The sequence below is a fragment of the Chitinimonas viridis genome (assembly GCF_030409555.1).
Classification (GTDB): domain Bacteria; phylum Pseudomonadota; class Gammaproteobacteria; order Burkholderiales; family Chitinimonadaceae; genus Chitinimonas; species Chitinimonas viridis.
This window is the reverse complement of sequence record NZ_JAUFPU010000005.1, coordinates 146671-165413: the sequence shown is the minus strand read 5'-3', so window position 1 is coordinate 165413 and position 18743 is coordinate 146671. Positions and strand designations below refer to the sequence as shown.

Genomic DNA, 18743 nt, shown 5'->3' with positions numbered 1-18743 from the left:
GTTCTTTCTCAGCGAGGAAATGCACTACAGACAACGACAGTGGCGGCTTGGTTCCGCAGAGCTTCATCAAATGCCGGCGCGGGCTTGGCTGCTGCCATGGTCGGGCCAGCCGCCAGAGCCTGTCCGGGGCTTCAGTTCTGCTTCATGCCGGCCACCAGGGTGCTGACATTGTATTTCATCATGGCCAGATAGTTGGGGGCGGGGCCATCTGCCCGCGACAGGGCGTCGGAATACAGCCGGCCGCCCAAGCTGGCGCCAGCCTCGCGGCCTATCTGTTCCAACAGCTTGGGGTTGCTGACGTTTTCCACAAAGATGGCCTTGATGCTTTCCTTGCGTGCCTGTTTGATCAGCATGCCGACGCCGCGTGCCGAGGCTTCGGCTTCGGTATTGACGCCCTGGGGCGAAAGGAACTGGATGCCGAAGCGGCGGCCCAGGTAGCCGAAGGCGTCATGCGAGGTGATGACACGGCGCTTGTTGGGGACGACGCTGGCGACTTGCTCGGCGGCCCACTTTTCCAGTTCGAACAGCTGTTCGGTGTAACTGTCTGCACGCTTGCGGTAGTAGCCGGCATTGGTGGGGTCGGCGCTGGCCAAACCATCGGCGATATTGCTGACATAGCGTCGCACGCGGGCCGGGTCTTGCCAGGCGTGGGGGTCGATGCGGCCCTTGTCGTGGCCATGGTCATGCTGGTCGCTGCCCATTTTCTGGGTCACGATCTTCTCGGCAGCGGCCACACGTATGCCTTGGTAGCGGCTGGCCTTGACCAGCCTATCCATCCAGCCCTCGAAACCCAGGCCGTTGACGACCAGCAGCTTGGCGGCCACCAGGGTCTTGCCGTCCTGCGGGCTGGGTTGGTAGACGTGGGCATCACCATCAGGCCCTACCAGGGTGGTGACGCTGACTTTGTCGCCACCTACCTGTTGCACGATATCGCCGAGGATGCTGAACGAGGCTACCACCGGTAGCTTGTCGGCGCTGGCATGCAGGCTCAGGGCGGCCAGCATGGCATAGAGGCAGCGTAAGGGTTTCATGGGGTGGCTCCAGGGGTAGGTAGATCAGGCTTCCAGGTGCTCATGCCCTAGCCAGCGCCACAGCAGGCCGCCACGGCGGCCTAGCGCCAGTGAGCCAAAGTAGGCCAGGCCGGCAGTAAGGATGATGCTGGGCCCGGAAGGCAGGTCACCATGGTAGGAAATCAGCAGGCCGACATAGCCCGACACCAGGGCGATGCCCAGGGCCACGCACAGCATGGCGGGCAACTCCTTGGCCCACAGGCGGGCGCTGGCGGCGGGCAGCATCATCAGGCCCACGGCCATCAGGGTACCCAGGGCCTGGAAGCCGGCTACCAGATTGAGCACCACCAGTATCAGGAAGGCAAAGTGCGCCCAGGCACCGCGGCCGCCCATGCTCTGCAGGAACTCTGGGTCGAAGCTCTCCACCACCAGGGCGCGGTAGAACAGGGCCAGTACCACCAGGGTGGTGGTGGCAACGGCGGCAAGAAAGACCAGTGCGGCAGCGTCGACGGCCAGCACGGTGCCGAACAGGATATGCATGAGATCGACGTTACTGCCCCACTTGGATACCAGCAACACCCCGCTGGCCAGCGAGACCAGATAGAAGGCGGCGAAATTGGCGTCCTCCTTGAGCTGGGTGGCGCGGGTCACCATGCCGGCGGCCAGCACGACCACCAGGCCGGCAATCAGGCCGCCTATGCTCATGGCGGTGAGTGACAGGCCATAGGCGATGAAGGCAATGGCGGCACCGGGCAGGATGGCGTGGCTCATGGCATCACCCATCAGGCTCATGCGCCGCAGTACCAGGAACAGGCCTATGGGTGCGCAGCCCAGCGCCAGCGCCAGGCAGCCCACCAGAGCATGGCGCATGAAGGCAAAGTCGGCAAAGGGCTGCCAAAGGATTTCGTAAGGCGTCATGGCAGCAATCAGTGGCTATGCAGGGTGTGGTCGTGCGCGGGCGGTGTGGTCGGCGCGCCGGTATCGTCGCGATGGCACACCGGCGCATCGTCGTCCCAGTTTTGCGGCATGCCGTTGGCGCGCGCCAGGTTGGCGGGTGTGAGTACCTCGGTGGTTGGCCCCCAGGCTATGCATTCCTTGGCCAGCAGCAAGGTCTGCGGAAAATGGCTGCGAACCTGCTCGTAATCGTGCAGCACTGCCACCACGGTACGCCCTTCGCGGCGCCACCCGGCGATCACCGCCAGTAGGTCGGCGGTGGTCTTGGCGTCCAGCGCGGTAAATGGCTCATCCAGCAGGATCAGCTGGGCATCCTGCAGCAGCAGGCGGGCGAACAGCACCCGCTGGAACTGGCCGGCAGACAGCTCATCGACCGGACGCCCGCCAAAGCCGGCCATGCCTACCCGCTCCAGCGCGGCATCTGCCCGCTGCCGAGCGGACCGGCTGATGCGGCCAAACCAGCCGGAGTTGCGCCAATCGCCCAGCAGGACGGCATCCTGGACCGAGAGCGGAAAGTCCCTGTCTATAGCGGCCTGCTGCGGTAGGTAGGCGATCTCGCGTGGGGCCAGGCCATGGCGTTCCACCCTGCCGTGGTTGGGCTTCATCAAGCCCATCATGGCCTTGAGCAAGGTGCTCTTGCCGGCGCCGTTGGGGCCGACGATGGCTGTCAGCTCGCCTTGGGCAAAGCTGCCGGATACATGGTGCACAACCGGGTGGCGGTGGTAGGTCAGCGTCAGATTGCTGAGCCGGATGGCACCGGCTGGATGGTGGGCGTGATCATGCTGGTGATCGTGGTGGTGGCTCATGCCTGCCCCCCGGTGGCCCACCAGACGGCTGCCCACAGCAGCACTACCGCAGGCATCACCAGCAGCACGCGCTGCCAGGCCGACAGCGCAATCATCCGGCTGGCGCGCTTCATGCTGCCCCCTCGGTGTCGCCATCGCGGCAGTTGCGGCAGAGGCCACGCACTTCTATATCCTGGGCAGCCACGCTAAACCCGTGGCTGGCGGCGTCTTCTGCCAGCCGGGCTGCCAGGCGCTCGTCGCTGAGCTCGGTCACCTTGTGGCAGCGATCGCAGATCAACATCAGGCCGTGGTGCGGGTGCTCAAAATCGCAGCAGGCGACGAAGGCGTTCTTGGATTCCAGCTTGTGCGCCAGACCGGCCGTCACCAGAAAATCCAGCGCGCGGTAAACCGTGGGCGGTGCGGCCGTGGGGCGCTGCTTCTGTATCTCGGCCAGCAGGTCGTAGGCTTTCATCGAGCCCTGTGCAGACAGCAGCAAGGCCAGCACCTCGCGGCGCTGGTCGGTCAGCTTCTCGCCGCGCTTGGCGCACCACTGTGCGGCGGCGAGCAGGTCGTGCTCAAGATCATGGGTATGCGCATGCTTCATATGCTAAATGTTATAACGTAACAGCTTTGGCGGCAAGGCAAGGCAAGGCAAGGCAAGGCAAGGCAAGGCAAGGCAAGGCAAGGCAAGGCAAGGCAGGGCAGGGCAGGGCAGGGCAGGGCAGGGCTGCCAGCCGGGCTCAGGGCTCGCTGTTGGCGGGGGCGGCGGCTGCCTGGGCTTCTGCCTGCTCTTGCAGCAGCGCACGATGATTGATGCGTTTGCGCCGCAGTATGCTCAGCCACAGCCAAGTGGGCAGCAGACCGGCGAACAGCAGGGTGAAGATGCCGGAGGCAATGTGGCCGCTGGCCAGCGCGACGACGCCGACGATGCCGACGACGTAGAGGTAGCCGATAACGACGATAAGCATAGGGAAATCCTTGCGGGCCGGGCGGGTAAACCGCGATTGTGGCGATGACAGTCAGCTTGCACTATTGCTGCGTAAACAAGTGTTTACAAAACCAAGCAAGCGCTTGTTTAAAACGATAGAATCGACCCACATTGTCCCCTGAGCAAGGCTGCCATGCAAACCCGCATTACCCGACTTTTCGGCATAGACAAACCTCTGATCTGCCCCGGCATGAGCTATATCGCCGTACCCGAGCTGGTTGCCGCAGTGGGAAACGCGGGCGGTCTGGGCATTCTGGCGACAGGGCCGCTCAGTGCGGAGGAGACGCGTGCTGCCATACGGCGGATACGGGCGCTCAGCGACAAGCCATTTGGGGTGGGGGTCACTCTGCTGATGCCGGGCGCCGCCGACAATGCCAGGGTGGCGCTGGAAGAAAAAGTGCCTGTGATCAATTTCTCGCTGGGCAAGGGCGACTGGATAGTGGAAGGCGCCCGCCGCTATGGTGGCAAGGTGGTGGCTACCGTGACGACCGAGAAGCATGCCCGTGCCGCCGAGAAGATAGGGGTGGATGCCCTGCTGGTGACCGGACATGAAGCGGCGGCGCATGGCGGTGCCGTGACCTCGTTGACCCTGATACCGGCCATACGCGATGCGGTGAAGCTACCCATTATTGCTGCCGGCGGTTTTGCCGATGGCCGTGGCCTATTGGCGGCGCTGGCGCTGGGGGCAGATGCAGTGGCCATGGGCACTCGCTTGGCAGCAACGCGCGAGAGCCCGGTGCATGCAGCCACCAAGGGCATGATTGTTGCCAAGGCAGTAAACGACACGATTTATAGTGCCAAATTCGATGGCATACCCTGCCGCATGATGGACACCCCCACGGCCCGCCGCAAGGCCAGCCGTGCGCTGACCATTTTTGAGGCCGTGCCACGCGCCATGCTGGCAGCCAAGCGTATGGGCATGTCGGCCGGCAAGGTGCTGGCAGGAGCGTTTGCCCAGCCTGCCGCCATCAAGCAGTTGGCCCAGTTTGGCGCGGCAACCGAGTCCATCCGCCTGGCCATCGAGGAGGGCGACCACAATCAGGGCGTGCAACTGATAGGCCAGGCCCAGGGGCTGGTGCGCGATGTGCCTGCCGTCGCGGACCTGTTCGAGCGCATCCTGCGTGAAGCCCGTGGTGTCAGGACGTGCTTGCCGGACTGAGCATCAACGCTGTTGGCGAACCTAGCTCGCACTACATACTGGGGTAAGGGGCAAAGCTAGCAGCGCCGGAAGAAGGCAGGGGGCATCCTGATTGAGCACCCAGCTATCCAGTGTTGCTTCCCTATGGACTGCTAGGCCAGCGTCCTTGCGACTGCCTTGAACAAGGCTTTGACGCCACACCAGGCCTTAGAGCGTGAACAGGCTCTTCAACAAAACACGCCGCTTTTGCGGATAGCTATTCCCGTGACCGGTGCTATTCGGCGTGGGCGACCATGTGGGTCGGCGGACTATGCATCCTGGCGCCATAATTGTGGCCTAGGCACTACCTTACCTCGTCGTGCTCAGCCGAGTTATTAATATTAGAAAATAATTATTCATGGGTGCGGCCGATGACATTGCCACGGCTACCAGCCTGCCAATTGCTTTTTCGGCTCAGGGGCGATGCAACTGTGTTGAGTTTGCCGGGACATGTGGCATCTGCATGGCCTTGAGTCATCAGTACTTTTTTGCAGTGGGCTGCTGAGAGGCAGTGACTGGTGGTGATTTCATGCGTATGTACTATGCTGTCGGCATGGGGTTGGTGTAAGGTAATACTAGGCAAGCGTAATACGACCATGTTCGAGTACTGAATATTGCGGAGTGGCGCCGATGTTTTATCGCTGGCATCAGGGTAGGCATGGTTATTACATCGGGTGTGGCTGGTTTTGCGACAATCAGAGTTACTAGTTCATAAACGGAAGATAACTGGCAATACTTCACAACACGCAGTAGAGCATTCCACCTAATCTGGTGTCTGGATACATCAACCGCTTTTTATTAAGGGCAGGGCATGCAAAACGCGAAGCGCTGGAGTAGCTTGGAAGATGAAATCCTGTTGGCGGGTTTCCGTGAAAACCTTGAACTGCGTGATATCGCCGCCCGGCTTGGGCGCCGCGAAGGCGCCGTACTGGAACGCGCGCAGGATCTGGGCCTGAGCAATGCGCAGCCGCAGCCTGATTGGCGCATGGCCGCCTGAGTTGTCCGCTGTCGCCGCTATCGGGCTCGTTTTGTGGCCTGCTGAGTAGGGCGTTCACCGAGGCGCTGCCTGCATCGTAAGGGTGATGCGGGAGCAACTGGCTTTGTTAGGGCAGTTTGGCTGGCGCGGTTGCGCTGGGGTTGCCTGCTGTGGCAACAGGTGTACTGCTGCCTGTATCGAGTTTTTCCGCCTTCGTTCTTTTCCTGCATGCTCATCCCAAGCCTTGCCCGATGGCTGCCCAGCCCGCTACCTAGCCGCCCATGCTATGTCGGCTACCGTACTGTGCGTGGCGTGACGCATCGCTGCTGGTAATAGGTCCGCTTTACATCCGGGGCCTGGACCGCTAAAAATCGAATTGAACAAGCCATATAACATAGTCATAAGTAGCACACGATGCTGCAAAGCTGGTGCCCTTGTCATGGGCACGAGGAGGACACATGAATGACCTAGCCGCTGCAAGGGCGCTTGCTGGCAATCCTATGCCAGGGCTACCTTGCGTCATCTGCCATCCTGCCAGCGCGTTTACCCCACGCCATCTGTCTCGGGCGGGCGCATGATGGACCTGCATGGCAATACCACGGAATTTCAGGAGCGCCTGCTGGCGACGTTCTGGCGTGAGGCCCAAGGCCATATCGATGCCATGACACCGTTATTGGCGTGGCTGGAGCCTGCTGCATCGGGGGATAACCAGGTACGTGCGCTGGAACGGCTGTTTCGCGAAGCGCATGGGCTAAAAGGTGCTGCCCAGGTAGTGGACCGTCCGGAAATCGCAGCACAGAGCAGGCAGCTCGAACGCCTAGTCATGTCGGTGCGGCAGTGTGAGCAGCCGATCACGTCTGCGCAGGCCGCGGCCTTGATCGATGCCGTCGCTGCCACCCAGCATGTGGTGCTGCGCGACAAGCAAGGCTAGGTGGACTGAGTAGTCGCAGCAACCGCATTCGGTGTGCTGCGCTGGCGGGTGGCACTCCTTCCTGGAGCAATGCATGGACGCGTCTTCTTCCTACGACAGGTCGGCGATCACCATACTGGTGGTAGAGGACAGCCCTACCCAGGCAGCGCAGTTGCGCATGGTGCTGGAGGCGGAGCAGTTCACTGTATTGATGGCCGAGAACGGCCGCGCAGCGCTGGCGGTGTTGCGGGAAACCCTGCCGACGATGGTCATTACCGATGTCGTCATGCCCGAGATGGATGGCTACCAGCTCTGCGACACCATCAAGAAGGACCCGGCGCTGCACGACATACCGGTGATCATGATGACGTCGCTGGTGAGCTGGGACGATATCACCCGTAGTCTGGAGTGCGGCGCCACGCACTTCTTGCGCAAGCCTTATGACCCGGTCGCGCTGATTTCACGCATCAATTACATCCTGCTCAACATGGAATTGCGCCACGGCAGGAAAGTACAGATGGGCCTGGAAATCATTCTGGCTGGCAAGAAGGTGTTCGTGAATTCGGATCGGCAGCAGATCCTGGATATGCTGATCTCGACCTATGACGAAGCCTTGCGTCTGAATGAGGAACTGCAGCAGCAACAGGAGGCGATAGCCCAGTCCAACCGGATATTGCGCAGCCTTTATGCCCTGGCCGGTTCCTTGAGCAATGCGGCAACGCCAAAGGATGCCTGCCAGACTGCCTTGCAGGGGATGACCGAGCTGCTGGGCTATCAGGCGGCCTGGGTGTTGTTGCCTGATGGCAAGGCGGGACTGGATACCCTTTGCAGCAAGAGTCTGCTGCCTGCGCCGCCACGTAGCGAGGTGTGCCTTGGCTTATCGTTGTTGCCGCCCGATGGGCGCAATGCGCCAGTGCATATTGCCGACTGCGCCTGTCTGCGCGGTACGGGGGCGGCTGCTTTGCCGCACCCCCATGTGATTGCGCCCTTGTCGACGGCGCAGGGCGTTGCTGGTGTGATCAATGCGCTACCGCGATCTGGTGCGGTGTTCGACGGTGAGGATCTGAAGGTCATCGGCATGGTGGCGCGTCAGCTAAGCGAGGCGTTGGAACGGTTACAGCTGATCGAGAGCCTGAACCAGCGGGCAGTGCAACTGCAGGAGGCCAACAAGGAACTAGAGAGCTTCAGCTACTCGGTCTCGCATGACTTGCGTGCACCCTTGCGGGCGATAGAGGGGTTTTCACAGTTGTTGCAACGCCATCTGGGTGGCGGTCTGGATGCAGAAGCATCGCGGCTGCTGACGGTGATCCGCGAAGGCAGCATGAAGATGGACGGGCTGATCATCAGCCTGATGGAGTTCTCCCGGGTGGGCAAGGTGCCTCTGCGGGTACGGCAGGTGGATATGACCCAGCTGGCCCAGGGTGTCTGGCTGGAACTGCAATCCGACAACCGGGACAATGAGGTGGTGTACCAGGTGGCCAGCTTGCCGCCCGCCCTGGGTGACCCGGTGTTGCTCAAGCAGGTATGGGTCAATCTGCTGTCGAATGCACTCAAGTACTCGCGTGGGCGCTCACGCCAGGTGATAGAAGTGGCCGGCAGGCTTGACGGGGCGCTGGCGGTGTATTCGGTCAGGGACAATGGTGCCGGCTTCAATATGGCGTATTACGACAAATTGTTCGGCGTGTTCCAGCGTTTGCATGGCGAGCACGAGTTTCCCGGTACGGGTATAGGCCTGGCAAATGTAAAGCGCATTGTGTCCCGCCATGGCGGCGAGGTTTGGGCAGAGGGGCGAGAGGGGGAGGGGGCTGTTTTCTACTTTTCCCTGCCCCTTACCGCGCATGAAGGCTGACGGAAAGACAAATGGCCCGGAGGGTATCCGGGCCATTGCTGTGGCGTGGTCAGGCGGCTGACCTACACGCGGGCGATCAACCCAGGCGGGCGGCCACGACGTCCCAGTCCACCAGCTTCCAGAAGGCTTCCAGGTAGTTGGGGCGGCTGTTTCGATAGTCGATGTAGTAGGCGTGTTCCCATACATCGGCGGTCAGCAGGGCGGTGTCTGCCGTGGTCAGCGGAGTGGCGGCGGCGGAGGTGTTGACGATGTCCAGGCTGCCGTCAGCCTTCTTGACCAGCCAGGTCCAGCCCGAGCCGAAGTTGCCCGCTGCGGCGGTGTTGAAGGCCTTCTTGAATTCGTCCAGCGAACCCCACTTGGCATTGATGGCATCGGCCAGCTTGCCAGCGGGTTGGCGTGCGTCGCCTGCATTGGGCTTGAAGCCCAGCCAGAAGAAGGTGTGGTTCCAGACCTGGGCGGCGTTGTTGAACAGACCACCGGCCGGTGCCTTCTTCACGATCTCTTCCAGGGTGGCATTCTCGTGCTCGGTGCCCTTGATGAGGTTGTTCAGATTGGTGATATAGGTCTGGTGATGCTTGCCGTAATGGTACTCCAGCGTCTCTTTGGACATGTGCGGTGCGAGCGCATCGATGGCATAGGGCAGTTCGGGAAGCTTGTGTTCCATAGGGTTCTCCAGGACGGTTGACAGCCGGGCCGTGTGCAGCCGGCTCTTGGTATGCGGCTGAATGATAGCGTGTGCTGCGCTGCACGCCAATGGTTGACTAAATTACTAAGTTATTACCTATGCGCCTATGGGCGCGTGGGCAAGGCGGCTTGCCCTAGCGGCGAAGGCTGGAGCTTTTGCGCTATTATGCGTCGATCGCCCATCCCCAGACTCTGACCTATGACCTGGCTAGCCCTCGTCCTTGCCCTGCTGCTGGAACAATTCCACCCGGTTGGCCGCGGCAACCTTTTTTATAGCGGTTACCGTGGTTTTGCCGACAGCGTGGAGCGTAATTTCAATGCTGGCGAGTACCACCATGGCGTGGTCGGCTGGATGATTGCCGTGCTGGTGCCCAGTGTGCTGGTGCTGCTGGTGGCCGGCCTGCTGTACCTGGTGCACTGGTCGCTGTATTGGCTGTTTGGCCTGGCGGTATTGTATGTCACCATGGGTTTCAGGCAGTTTAGCCCGGCCTTTACCGGGGTGGCCGACGCACTGAAGGAAGGTGATCTGGCAACGGCCCGTACCCTGCTGGGTGGCTGGACGCGAGAGCCGGCCAGCGAGCTGCACGAGGCCGAAGTGGCGCGGGTGGCGATCGAGCAGGGTTTGATCGATGCTTATCGCCACGTATTTGGCCCCATGTTCTGGTTTATCGTGCTGGGCCCGTTCGGTGCCGTTGCTTATCGCGCCGCCACCATCTTGCAGCTCAAATGGGGTACAAGGGATCGTCGGCGCGGCGAGCGCTTCGGCAATTTCGCCGACAAGGCGGCCTATGTCATCGACTGGTTGCCCATCCGTGCCACGGCGGCCAGCTTTGCCGTGGTGGGGGATTTCGAAGACGCCGTGTTCTGCTGGCGGCAGCAGGCCGAACGCTGGATCAGTGAGACCTACGGCATCTTGCTGGCGGCTGGCGCAGGCGCCATTGGTGTGCGCCTGGGCATGCCGCTGCACCAGGAGCATACCGTACGCTTTCGCCCCGAACTGGGGCTGGGCGAGGAGGCGGATGCCAATATGCTGGCCAGTGCGGTGGGCCTGGTCTGGCGCACGCTGTTGTTCTGGCTGGCGCTGATACTGCTGGTTACCTTGGTGCGTTATCTTTGACTCCCTACTCGGTGCATGGCATGCCTACCATCCACTTTACTGACGGCAGCCAGCTGGCTGTCGCCAATATCTACTGCATAGGTCGAAACTATGCAGCCCACGCGGCTGAACTGGGCAACACGCTGGAGCCTGAGCCGGTAGTGTTCCTCAAGCCGACCTCGGCTTTGCTGCATGAAGGGTCGGCCATTACCTTGCCGGACTACTCGAACGATGTGCACCACGAGGCCGAGCTGGTACTGGCGATAGGGCTGGGGGGCAAACATATAGCCCGCGATGCGGCCATGAGCCACGTGGCCGGCTATGCGCTGGGGCTGGACTTGACCGCGCGTGATCTGCAGACCCAGGCCAAGAACAAGGGCCTGCCCTGGGCGGTGGCCAAGGGGTTTGATGGATCGGCCTGCCTGTCGCGTTTCATTGTGCCGGCACAGTTGCCGGAACCCCAGGCAGCCCGCTTCAGCCTGCAGGTGAATGGCCAGATCCGGCAGGTGGGGGATTGCAGCCTGATGATCCATGATCTGCCCGCCATCATTGCCTACCTCTCCAGTCGCTTTACCTTGCAGCCGGGCGATCTGATCTATACCGGCACCCCGGCGGGGGTGGCTGCCATCCAGGCCGGTGATGTGCTGGAGCTGGCGTTGGACGATGTGCTGAAGGCGCGTTTCGAGGTCGCATGAAACGGCGCATGCGCATCCAGGTCAAGGCCCGCTGGGCCGAGGAGGAGGTGCGGGTGCGCATACACCCGCCCACGCCTGTGCCGCAGGCGTTCAAGATACTCGCCGTGCTGGGCATATTGCTGTTCTGGTGCTACTACCTGGGCTGGTTTGGCCGGGGTGGGCAGGATGGTCTGGAGACCGGGTTCCTGCTATTTGGCATCTGCCAGATGCCCATGCTGTGGTGGTGGGTGCGTGGGCAGATGCGGCGCTGGCACTAGGCTGCCGGCAGGCTGGCCAGATCCCAGCGCGGACGCACGGCAAACGGCCCGGCCTCACGCGCATGCAGCAGCCGTTGGGCGCCGGCATAGGCAATCATGGCGCCGTTGTCGGTGCATAAATCCAGCGGCGGGTAATAGACCTTGAGCTTGCGCTTGGCGGCCATGGCATCGAGCCCGGCCCTGAGCTGGCGATTGGCGCCAACGCCGCCTGCGACCACCAACTGCTTGAGGCCCGTCTGCTTGAGTGCGGCCCAGCATTTGCTGGTCATCAGGTCCACGACGGCAGCCTGGAAGGCGGCGCAGATATCGGCGCGTGTGGCATCGTCTAGCTCGCCTTGCTTCTTTACCAGGGTCAGTACCGCTGTCTTGAGGCCGGCAAAGCTGAAATCCAGATCGCCCGAATGCAGCATGGGACGGGGCAGGGTAAAGCGGCTGGGGTCGCCCTGGTCGGCCAGCCTGGACAGCGCGGGGCCGCCTGGGTAGCCCAGGCCCAATAGCTTGGCAGTCTTGTCGAAGGCTTCGCCTGCTGCATCGTCCAGCGTCTCGCCCAGCAACTGGTAGTGGCCTACGCCATGCACCGCCATCAGCTGGGTATGGCCGCCCGATACCAGCAAGGCCACAAACGGAAAACTGGGGGACGGTTGAGCCAGCAAGGGTGAAAGCAGGTGGCCCTCAAGGTGGTGCACGCCAATGACGGGTTTGCCCAGCGCCACGCCCAGGCCATTGGCCACTGCCGCTGCCGTCAGCAGGGCGCCGGCAAGGCCGGGGCCCTCGGTAAAGGCGATGGCGTCGATATCGGCACGCACCTTGCCTGCATCGTGCAGGCAGGCCTCGGTCAGCGGCAGTACCCGCCGGATATGGTCGCGTGAGGCAAGCTCCGGCACCACGCCACCGTATTCGGCATGCATGGCCATCTGGGTATGGATGTGATGGGCCAGCAGGCCGTGCTCGGTGTCGTACAGGGCAACACCGGTTTCATCGCAGGAGGATTCGAGGCCGAGTACCAGCATGGGCATTACCTTGGAGTATCGTAAGTGGCCGGGGCCGTGGCGCTATTGGCCCAACCCCGGATTGTTGCTCAGTCCAGGGTGACTGTCAGATCGCTCCGCTCGGTGGAGACAATGTTGAGCACGTCCATGATGCGCAGGAACCAGTCACCCAGGGCCACGCGCGAGAAGCCGGCATCGTGCCAGACGATCTCGACCGTGCCTTCTACATCGTTGGACAGTACGTCATACAGGCCATCCAGGTTGTGGCCCATCTCGTAATCGAGCTCCAGCTGGCCTTCCAGCTGCTCGTAGAAATCCTCTACCTGGGAAACATTGACGAATTCGATACGGGTCAGCGGCATGGGGATATCTCGGTAAATTGCTCGTAGTGATCGATGGTGACATAGCGACGGCCATCCCGGCTGGGTTCAAATACCAATCGCTTGGCATTGCGCTTGCCGCCACGGTAGTCCAGGTCGGCCTCACGCCAGTTGCCGCGTGGCAGGCGCTTTTCGCGGTTGCCGAAATGATCGCCGCCCAGGCTTTTGCCTTGCAGCTCCGGACTGCGCCATAGCGGGCGACCGGGCTGCCAGCCAGCCTGGCGGGCTTGCTTCTTGGTGACGAACTGGGCCGGCAACTGGCCGGTCTGGTTGAGCTGGCTAAGGCTTTGCGCCAGTTCGGTGGTGTTGAGCTGGCCTTGCAGCTTGCCGTTGAGCGACTGCGCCACCTGGCGGCAATCGGGCAGAGGCGCTGCCAGGGTGTTCAGGCAGATCAATAGGACAGCCAGGGCGCGCATTGTAATGTCTTGTGCTGGGCAAAGTCCGAATTATCGGTTTGCCGGCGGCTGAGGTCAAAGCCGGGTAAGCCTGTATCCAATTGTAAAAAAGCGCCACCGGGCAGGGTGGAGTGGAACCAGCTTGCCTGCATGCCTATCATAGCCCCCATGAAACGATATTCTGCTTTGACATTTGCCGTGCTGCTGGGTCTGGCGGGTGTGGCCAGCGCCAATGAACTGCCAGATCTAGGCGATTCGGCGCTGGCGAACCTGCCACCGCATGAGGAGCGCTATATTGCCGACATGACAGTGCGCGAGTTGCGCCGTTCCGGCATGGTGCTGGACGACGTGGAAGTGACTGAGTACCTGGAGCGCCTGGGCTACCGGCTGGTGGCGGCCAGCAATGAGAATCGGGTCAATTTCCGCTTTTTTCCCATCGCCGAAAACACCATCAATGCCTGGGCAGTACCGGGGGGTGTCATCGGCATCAATACCGGCCTGATGGTGCTGTCGCAGCACGAGTCTGAACTGGCGGCAGTCATGGCGCATGAAATCGCCCATGTGACCCAGCATCACTATGCCCGTATGGTGGAGTCGCAAAAGGGTGCCGGCCTGATGACGCTGGGCACCCTGGCCCTGGCCATCCTGGCGGCTTCGCAAAGCCGCGGCGGCGATGCGCCCATGGCGGCCATTGCGGCCAGCGAGGGCTACCAGGCGCAGCGCTATCTGGATTTCTCCCGGGATCTGGAGCGTGAGGCCGACCGGGTAGGCATGGCCACCCTCAAGGGTGCCGGCTTTGACATGCACGCCATGCCCAATTTCTTCGACCGCATGCAGAAGCACTACCGCAATGTGGACAACGGGGCTTTTGCTTTTTTGCGTACCCACCCAGTCACCGGCGAGCGCATCAGCGACAGCCAGTCGCGCGCGGCCGAGCAGGCTTACCGGCAATGGCCGGACAGCGTGGACTACCTGCTGGTGCGGGAAAAGGCACGCGGGCTGCAACTGGGGCCGCGCGCTGCGCTGGACTACTACCAGGGCACTACAGGGCAGAAGAAGTACACCAGCGAGGCGGCGCAGCAATATGGCTATGCCCATGCCCTGCTGCTGGCCGGACGGGCAGATGCCGCCTGGGTGCGCTTGCAGCAGGCGCAGCAAGCCTTGCCGGGCGGCCATGCCATGTTTGAATCATTGGCCGGCAGCATACGTCTGCAGCAGGGGCGGCTGGCAGATGCCGCTGCCTTGCTGGCAGCCGGGCGGGAGCGCTTCCCTGGTGCCCAGGCGCTGGTCTATGGCGAGATTGATGTAAAGATGCGACAGAATGAGGGCAAGCAGGCCATTGCCCTGCTGGAGGGGGCGCTGGCCGAGCGAGGGGGGGACCCAGGGCTGCATAAACGCCTCGCCCAGGCCTATGCCCTGCAAGGTATGCAAGGCCCGTCGCACCGCGCCATGGCTGAGTATTACGCACTTCTGGACGAACCCAGTACAGCTATAGAGCAGCTGAATATTGCCCGCCGCAGCGGCGGCGATTTCTACCAGATGTCGGCTATCGAGGCCCGTATCAAGGAGCTGCGCAGCCGGCTGGATGGCAGGAAATTCAAGGAAGACCCTGCTACGCGAAATCCCTCCTGACATTGCGCCGGATTTGCTGCCTAGAATGAGAAACAAGGGTCAATATAAAAAGGTGCGTTCCATGCTGCGCCAGTTCACAGGGTGTGTGGCGGTCTGCCTCGCTTCGTCGGCCTGGGCCGGCGAATTCACGCTGAGCAGCGGCCTGAGTTTCAGTGAGTACGACGATCCGCGCGTACTGGAGACCGGCATGCCCTTGTCGCTCGGCTATCGCAGTGGCGACTGGAGTCTGGACGCCAGCGGCAACTGGCGGGATCAGCGCAGCGCTGCCACTACTACCAGTTCGGCCATCAAGGGCTATCGTCCTTTGCGTTTGGCCGGCCGTACCATCTGGGTGCCGGTGACGGGCCCGAGGCCGGATGGCAGTGCTGCCCGCGTCAGCGGCTGGGGTGACCTGAATCTGGGGCTGAGCCGTAGCTTTATGCTGGGCGAGCTGGAGGACGGCAGCAGCCTGGATCTGCGCGCCGTGGTCAAGCTGCCCACCGGAAGCCAGGCCAAGGGTTTCTCTACCGGCAAGACAGACTGGTCGCTGGGTGGCAGCTACAGCCGCAGCATGGGGCCTTACAGCCTCAGCTGGACCTCGGGCTATAACTGGATAGGCAAGCAAAGCGGCTATGCCACGCGCAATACCTGGAGTAGTGATCTTTACCTGGGCTATGGCCTTAGCGATGGGCTGGACCTGGGGCTGGACTATGCCTGGTCGCAAAGTGCCACCCCTGGTGGCGAGGCGTCGCGCACGCTGACTTTGTCTACCGGCCTGCCCTTGGGTGAGCGTGGCTACTTTACCTTCAGCTATCTGCGCGGGTTCTCTGACGCTGACCCGCAGCAGGATTTCAACTTCAGCTACAACTACAGCTTCCGCTGACATGGCCATGCGATTGTTCTGGTGGGCCTTGCTGTTTTGCCTGGCGACTGCGCAGGCTGCCGTAGTGGGCCGCATAGAAGCCGCAGGTGGGCAGTACGGCCGGCAGGATGATGCGGGTGCCAGCAAGCCGGCCATGCTCAATGGTGTGGTCGAGGCCGGAGACACCCTGATCACCGGCAGTGGTGGCTGGATGGTGCTGGCCATGAGCGATGGCGCCAGCCTGACCTTGCGACCTAATACCCAGTTGCGTATCGATGAATACCGCTACCAGGCTGAGCAGGCCAGTGAGTCGCGGGCGTGGTTGCGGCTGGTTCGTGGGGCGTTGCGATCGGTTACCGGTTTGATAGGCCAAAGTAACCGGCCGTCCTATCGGCTGGCTACCCCAACCATGACCATAGGCATACGCGGTACTGATCACGAAACCGTGCTGCAGGATCACTCGGCTGACGCCGATACGCCGGCAGGGGTGTATGAATGGGTGCACGAGGGCGAGAGCGTCATGCAGGTTGCAGGCCAGGAATTGGCGGTGCGGCCCGGCGAGAGCGGCTACCTGCCGGCGGCTGACGGCGCCTTGCCGCGCCTGCTGGCACAGCGCCCCCGGCTGTTCGAGCGCTTGCAGCAGTTTGGCCGGGAGCAGGGGCTGGATCAGATATTGGAGCGGCTGCATGACAGGGGAGAGGGCGGTTTCCGCGCCCGGCCTTTGTCGCCTGATCAGCGCGAACAACTGATCGAGCAGGGCAGGCAAGCTGTGCGCGAGCGCATGGAGGCATTGCCGCCTGGTCAGAAGCCAGATAGGGAGCAGGTGCAGAAAGCCGTGAAGCAGCGGCTGCAGAAGCTCGAACGTCCTCCCACCTTGCCGCGCAAACGGGTGGGCGGCTAGCCTGCCATGGGGTCGGGCATACCGGCCTTGCCGCGCATGCAGGCCAGGTAAAGCCCGCCATCCGGCCCCGTGCCGCTGCGCTGGGCCTGCCATATCATCTCCGCCAGGCAATCCATCATTTCATGCTGGGCACGATGCTCGTCGCCTGTCTGCTGACAGAGCGCCTGGTAGAGCTCGCGCACGCCATGGGGCTGGTTGATCGACAATTGCTCCTCGATGGCGAGGTGCATATTCATATGCAGGAAGGGGTTGGTCTCGCCAAACTCGGGCAGGTAATCCAGGTCGGCGTAGCGCTCGGGGGCGTCGACGATGGCGTGATACTCGGGATGGCGTACCAGCACGGCCAGGGCGATTTTCTCCAGGTCGGTGAGGGGGGCGGATTGTTTCTGCTTGGCCCAGGTGTCGAACAGGAAACGGCGGGCTTGGTCGCGGGTGGGATTGAACATCGGTGTGGCCGGAAGGGAAGCAGGGGGTATTTTCCGCTGCCCGCGGTCGTCAGTCCAGCTTTGCCAGCACAAGGCTTTGATGCAAAAGGCGATTGGCGCCGTCCAGCCGGGCAAGCTGGCCGTTGCCGTAGAAGCCGGCCAGAGGTGTGCCCGGCCAGGCGCGCACCAGGGTCTGCCATTCCCTGTCCTGGCCATCGTGCAGTGCCGGGCCACGGCCGGCGCAGGAGAACAGCAGGCCGGCTGCAGGTGCAGGCTGGCTGGCCATGGCCTGTACTTCGGACAGGGCGGTGGCTGCGGTGCGGCGCATCCATACTACCCGCTCGCCGGGAAACAGCCGTGCAGCCACGGTGACGCTGCCATCGGGGTTGAGCGACACCAGTGGCCAGCATTGGCTGGGTTGGCTGTCTTCATCCAGGGTGGCCAGGGCCAGTTCATGCAGTTCCGGCAGGCTTACCATGCTGCGTCTAAGCGTGGCGGCAGCCATGCGGCCGTCCAGGCTTTGCAGCTCGAAGCCGGCAATGCCGGTGACCGTGAAGGCCGGGCTGACCGGTGACAGGCCTCGGGAAACCAGCACATCGCTGGCCGGCAAGGCCAGCTCCGCCTTGCCGTCTGCCGCAATCTGACCTTGGCGCCAGACTTTGTAGGGGCCGACACCTGTTGCGTCGCCGGCAATGCCGCCATAGCGCGCCCAACCGGTTTCCAGCCAGGCCAGGTCCAGGGTGTTGGGGGCGGCCAGCGTCAGTCTCGGTGTATCGGCCTGGGCTGGCGGCAACTGCTGTATCAGCATGGCGGCGGCGGCCGGCGTATCTACCAGCCAGTCGTCCTCGTTCATTACCCCCAGTGCGGTGCAGCCTGCCACGGCCAGCGTCTGGGCCGCGCGGGCGGCGGCCACTAGGGCAGGGCGTGGGTCGTGGGCAAAATCGGCGGAGAGGAAAAGCAGCACGGCGGCGGCTCTTTGCTCCCCCAGTTTGGACAGGGCCTGCTCTACTGCGTCGGCAGCGAGCCTGGGGGAGGGGCGGGAAGCATGGGCGAGGCCAGAAGCGTAGCGGGTGGACATGCTGCCATTATCCTTCATCGCCGCTGGCTTCGCTGGCGCGCTATGATGTATTCATCATTTCTTCCGGAGGCCTTGGTCCATGTCTGCTCCCATCTATGATTTTGCCGCCAAACGACTGGACGGTACGCCTGAGAACCTGGATGCCTACAAGGGCAAGGTGTTGCTGATCGTCAATACCGCCAGCGAATGTGGCTTTACCCCCCAGTTCACGGGTTTGCAGTCTGTGTACGAGCAGTTCAAGGACAGGGGGTTTGAGGTGCTGGGTTTCCCCTGCAACCAGTTTGGCGGGCAGGAGCCCGGTGATGCCGAGCAGATAGGGGCGTTTTGCCAGAAGAACTTCGGGGTGGGCTTTCCCATGTTCGAGAAGATAGATGTCAATGGTGACGACACCCACCCGCTATACAAATACCTCAAGACCTCGGCCAAGGGCTTGCTGGGCACCGAGGCCATCAAGTGGAACTTCACCAAGTTTCTGGTGGATCGCGAGGGCAAGGTGATAGACCGGTTTGCACCATCGACCAAGCCCGAGGAGCTGGTCAGCAAGATAGAGGCATTGCTCTAAAGTTCGCTACCGGCAAAATCTTTGTGGCAGGGGCGAGCAGGCTTGCTGTGCCCAGGTGCTGCCTGCGCATGCGGGCCAGGTCGTAGCCGCCACACCGGATTTTGTTGGAGGGCTTGAACACGGGTTATCCGCAATCTTGCAAACTGCTTGCAAGGCCCG

General features: G+C 62.3%; 22 protein-coding genes. 11 read left to right on the top strand and 11 right to left on the bottom strand.

Going from position 1 to position 18743, the window contains the following annotated elements; genetic code table 11:
* Nucleotides 1–131: 131 nt before the first annotated feature.
* The 5 genes from QWZ03_RS07715 to QWZ03_RS07695 all read right to left on the bottom strand — a co-directional run bounded on the left by QWZ03_RS07715 (nt 132) and on the right by QWZ03_RS07695 (nt 3717).
* Nucleotides 132–1031: a metal ABC transporter substrate-binding protein gene (locus QWZ03_RS07715; protein WP_290332178.1), complete on the bottom strand. Its 900-nt coding sequence runs from the start codon at nt 1029–1031 to the stop codon at nt 132–134.
* Nucleotides 1032–1055: 24 nt separating this feature from the next.
* A complete protein-coding gene (locus tag QWZ03_RS07710) occupies nt 1056–1928 on the bottom strand; it encodes a metal ABC transporter permease (protein WP_284194736.1) in 873 nt (290 codons plus the stop codon).
* A gap of 8 nt (nt 1929–1936) precedes the next feature.
* Nucleotides 1937–2770, bottom strand: a complete 834-nt coding sequence (aztA, locus tag QWZ03_RS07705) for a zinc ABC transporter ATP-binding protein AztA (protein ID WP_290332177.1) — start codon at nt 2768–2770, stop codon at nt 1937–1939.
* 109 nt (nt 2771–2879) lie between these two features.
* Entirely contained in the window at nt 2880–3353 is a 474-nt protein-coding gene (locus tag QWZ03_RS07700) for a Fur family transcriptional regulator (protein WP_290332175.1), read from the bottom strand.
* A 136-nt stretch (nt 3354–3489) separates the two neighbouring features.
* Nucleotides 3490–3717: a hypothetical protein gene (locus tag QWZ03_RS07695; RefSeq protein WP_290332174.1), complete on the bottom strand. Its 228-nt coding sequence runs from the start codon at nt 3715–3717 to the stop codon at nt 3490–3492.
* 153 nt (nt 3718–3870) lie between these two features.
* Between QWZ03_RS07695 and QWZ03_RS07690 the strand changes: the two genes are divergently transcribed.
* From QWZ03_RS07690 to QWZ03_RS07675, 4 genes are all read left to right on the top strand, one after another.
* The gene (locus QWZ03_RS07690; RefSeq protein WP_290332173.1) at nt 3871–4896 is read left to right on the top strand and encodes an NAD(P)H-dependent flavin oxidoreductase; all 1026 of its coding nucleotides are present in this window, start codon (nt 3871–3873) and stop codon (nt 4894–4896) included.
* An 829-nt stretch (nt 4897–5725) separates the two neighbouring features.
* Nucleotides 5726–5911, top strand: a complete 186-nt coding sequence (locus QWZ03_RS07685) for a hypothetical protein (RefSeq protein WP_290332172.1) — start codon at nt 5726–5728, stop codon at nt 5909–5911.
* Nucleotides 5912–6464: 553 nt separating this feature from the next.
* Nucleotides 6465–6821: an Hpt domain-containing protein gene (locus tag QWZ03_RS07680; RefSeq protein WP_290332171.1), complete on the top strand. Its 357-nt coding sequence runs from the start codon at nt 6465–6467 to the stop codon at nt 6819–6821.
* A gap of 73 nt (nt 6822–6894) precedes the next feature.
* The gene (locus QWZ03_RS07675; protein ID WP_290332170.1) at nt 6895–8649 is read left to right on the top strand and encodes a response regulator; all 1755 of its coding nucleotides are present in this window, start codon (nt 6895–6897) and stop codon (nt 8647–8649) included.
* 76 nt (nt 8650–8725) lie between these two features.
* Here QWZ03_RS07675 and QWZ03_RS07670 read toward each other — a convergent pair whose 3' ends face one another.
* The gene (locus tag QWZ03_RS07670; protein ID WP_284194727.1) at nt 8726–9313 is read right to left on the bottom strand and encodes a superoxide dismutase; all 588 of its coding nucleotides are present in this window, start codon (nt 9311–9313) and stop codon (nt 8726–8728) included.
* A gap of 219 nt (nt 9314–9532) precedes the next feature.
* Here QWZ03_RS07670 and QWZ03_RS07665 point away from each other — a divergent pair, with 219 nt between their 5' ends.
* The 3 genes from QWZ03_RS07665 to QWZ03_RS07655 are packed head-to-tail and all read left to right on the top strand — an operon-like array spanning nt 9533 to nt 11381.
* The gene (locus QWZ03_RS07665; protein WP_284194726.1) at nt 9533–10450 is read left to right on the top strand and encodes a CobD/CbiB family protein; all 918 of its coding nucleotides are present in this window, start codon (nt 9533–9535) and stop codon (nt 10448–10450) included.
* A 20-nt stretch (nt 10451–10470) separates the two neighbouring features.
* A complete protein-coding gene (locus QWZ03_RS07660; protein ID WP_290332168.1) occupies nt 10471–11124 on the top strand; it encodes a fumarylacetoacetate hydrolase family protein in 654 nt (217 codons plus the stop codon).
* An 8-nt stretch (nt 11125–11132) separates the two neighbouring features.
* Nucleotides 11133–11381: a hypothetical protein gene (locus tag QWZ03_RS07655; RefSeq protein ID WP_290332167.1), complete on the top strand. Its 249-nt coding sequence runs from the start codon at nt 11133–11135 to the stop codon at nt 11379–11381.
* Here QWZ03_RS07655 and tsaD read toward each other — a convergent pair.
* The 3 genes from tsaD to QWZ03_RS07640 form a co-directional block, all read right to left on the bottom strand.
* On the bottom strand, nt 11378–12391 hold the full coding sequence (tsaD, locus tag QWZ03_RS07650; RefSeq protein WP_290332166.1) for a tRNA (adenosine(37)-N6)-threonylcarbamoyltransferase complex transferase subunit TsaD: 1014 nt from the start codon (nt 12389–12391) through the stop codon (nt 11378–11380). The genes QWZ03_RS07655 and tsaD overlap by 4 nt on opposite strands.
* Nucleotides 12392–12459: 68 nt before the next feature.
* Nucleotides 12460–12732, bottom strand: coding sequence for a barstar family protein (locus QWZ03_RS07645; protein ID WP_284194722.1), 273 nt, complete (start codon nt 12730–12732; stop codon nt 12460–12462).
* On the bottom strand, nt 12723–13166 hold the full coding sequence (locus tag QWZ03_RS07640; protein WP_290332165.1) for a ribonuclease domain-containing protein: 444 nt from the start codon (nt 13164–13166) through the stop codon (nt 12723–12725). The genes QWZ03_RS07645 and QWZ03_RS07640 overlap by 10 nt, the downstream gene beginning before the upstream one ends.
* A 147-nt stretch (nt 13167–13313) precedes the next feature.
* Between QWZ03_RS07640 and QWZ03_RS07635 the strand changes: the two genes are divergently transcribed.
* The 3 genes from QWZ03_RS07635 (at nt 13314) to QWZ03_RS07625 (ending at nt 16519) form a co-directional block, all read left to right on the top strand.
* Nucleotides 13314–14777 (top strand): M48 family metalloprotease, encoded by a 1464-nt coding sequence (locus QWZ03_RS07635; protein WP_290332164.1) that lies wholly within the window; start codon nt 13314–13316, stop codon nt 14775–14777.
* 61 nt (nt 14778–14838) lie between these two features.
* Nucleotides 14839–15639, top strand: a complete 801-nt coding sequence (locus QWZ03_RS07630) for a transporter family protein (RefSeq protein ID WP_290332163.1) — start codon at nt 14839–14841, stop codon at nt 15637–15639.
* Nucleotides 15640–15646: 7 nt separating this feature from the next.
* Nucleotides 15647–16519: a FecR family protein gene (locus tag QWZ03_RS07625; RefSeq protein ID WP_290332161.1), complete on the top strand. Its 873-nt coding sequence runs from the start codon at nt 15647–15649 to the stop codon at nt 16517–16519.
* On the opposite strand, the gene QWZ03_RS07620 is transcribed toward QWZ03_RS07625, so the two are convergent.
* Together QWZ03_RS07620 and QWZ03_RS07615 are read right to left on the bottom strand one after the other, a co-directional pair.
* Nucleotides 16516–16965, bottom strand: coding sequence for a DUF1841 family protein (locus QWZ03_RS07620; RefSeq protein WP_290332160.1), 450 nt, complete (start codon nt 16963–16965; stop codon nt 16516–16518). The genes QWZ03_RS07625 and QWZ03_RS07620 overlap by 4 nt on opposite strands.
* Nucleotides 16966–17014: 49 nt before the next feature.
* Complete coding sequence (locus QWZ03_RS07615) at nt 17015–18022, bottom strand: FIST C-terminal domain-containing protein (RefSeq protein ID WP_290332159.1); 1008 nt, start codon at nt 18020–18022, stop codon at nt 17015–17017.
* A 79-nt stretch (nt 18023–18101) separates the two neighbouring features.
* Between QWZ03_RS07615 and QWZ03_RS07610 the strand changes: the two genes are divergently transcribed.
* Nucleotides 18102–18584, top strand: coding sequence for a glutathione peroxidase (locus QWZ03_RS07610; protein WP_290332158.1), 483 nt, complete (start codon nt 18102–18104; stop codon nt 18582–18584).
* Nucleotides 18585–18743: the final 159 nt, after the last annotated feature.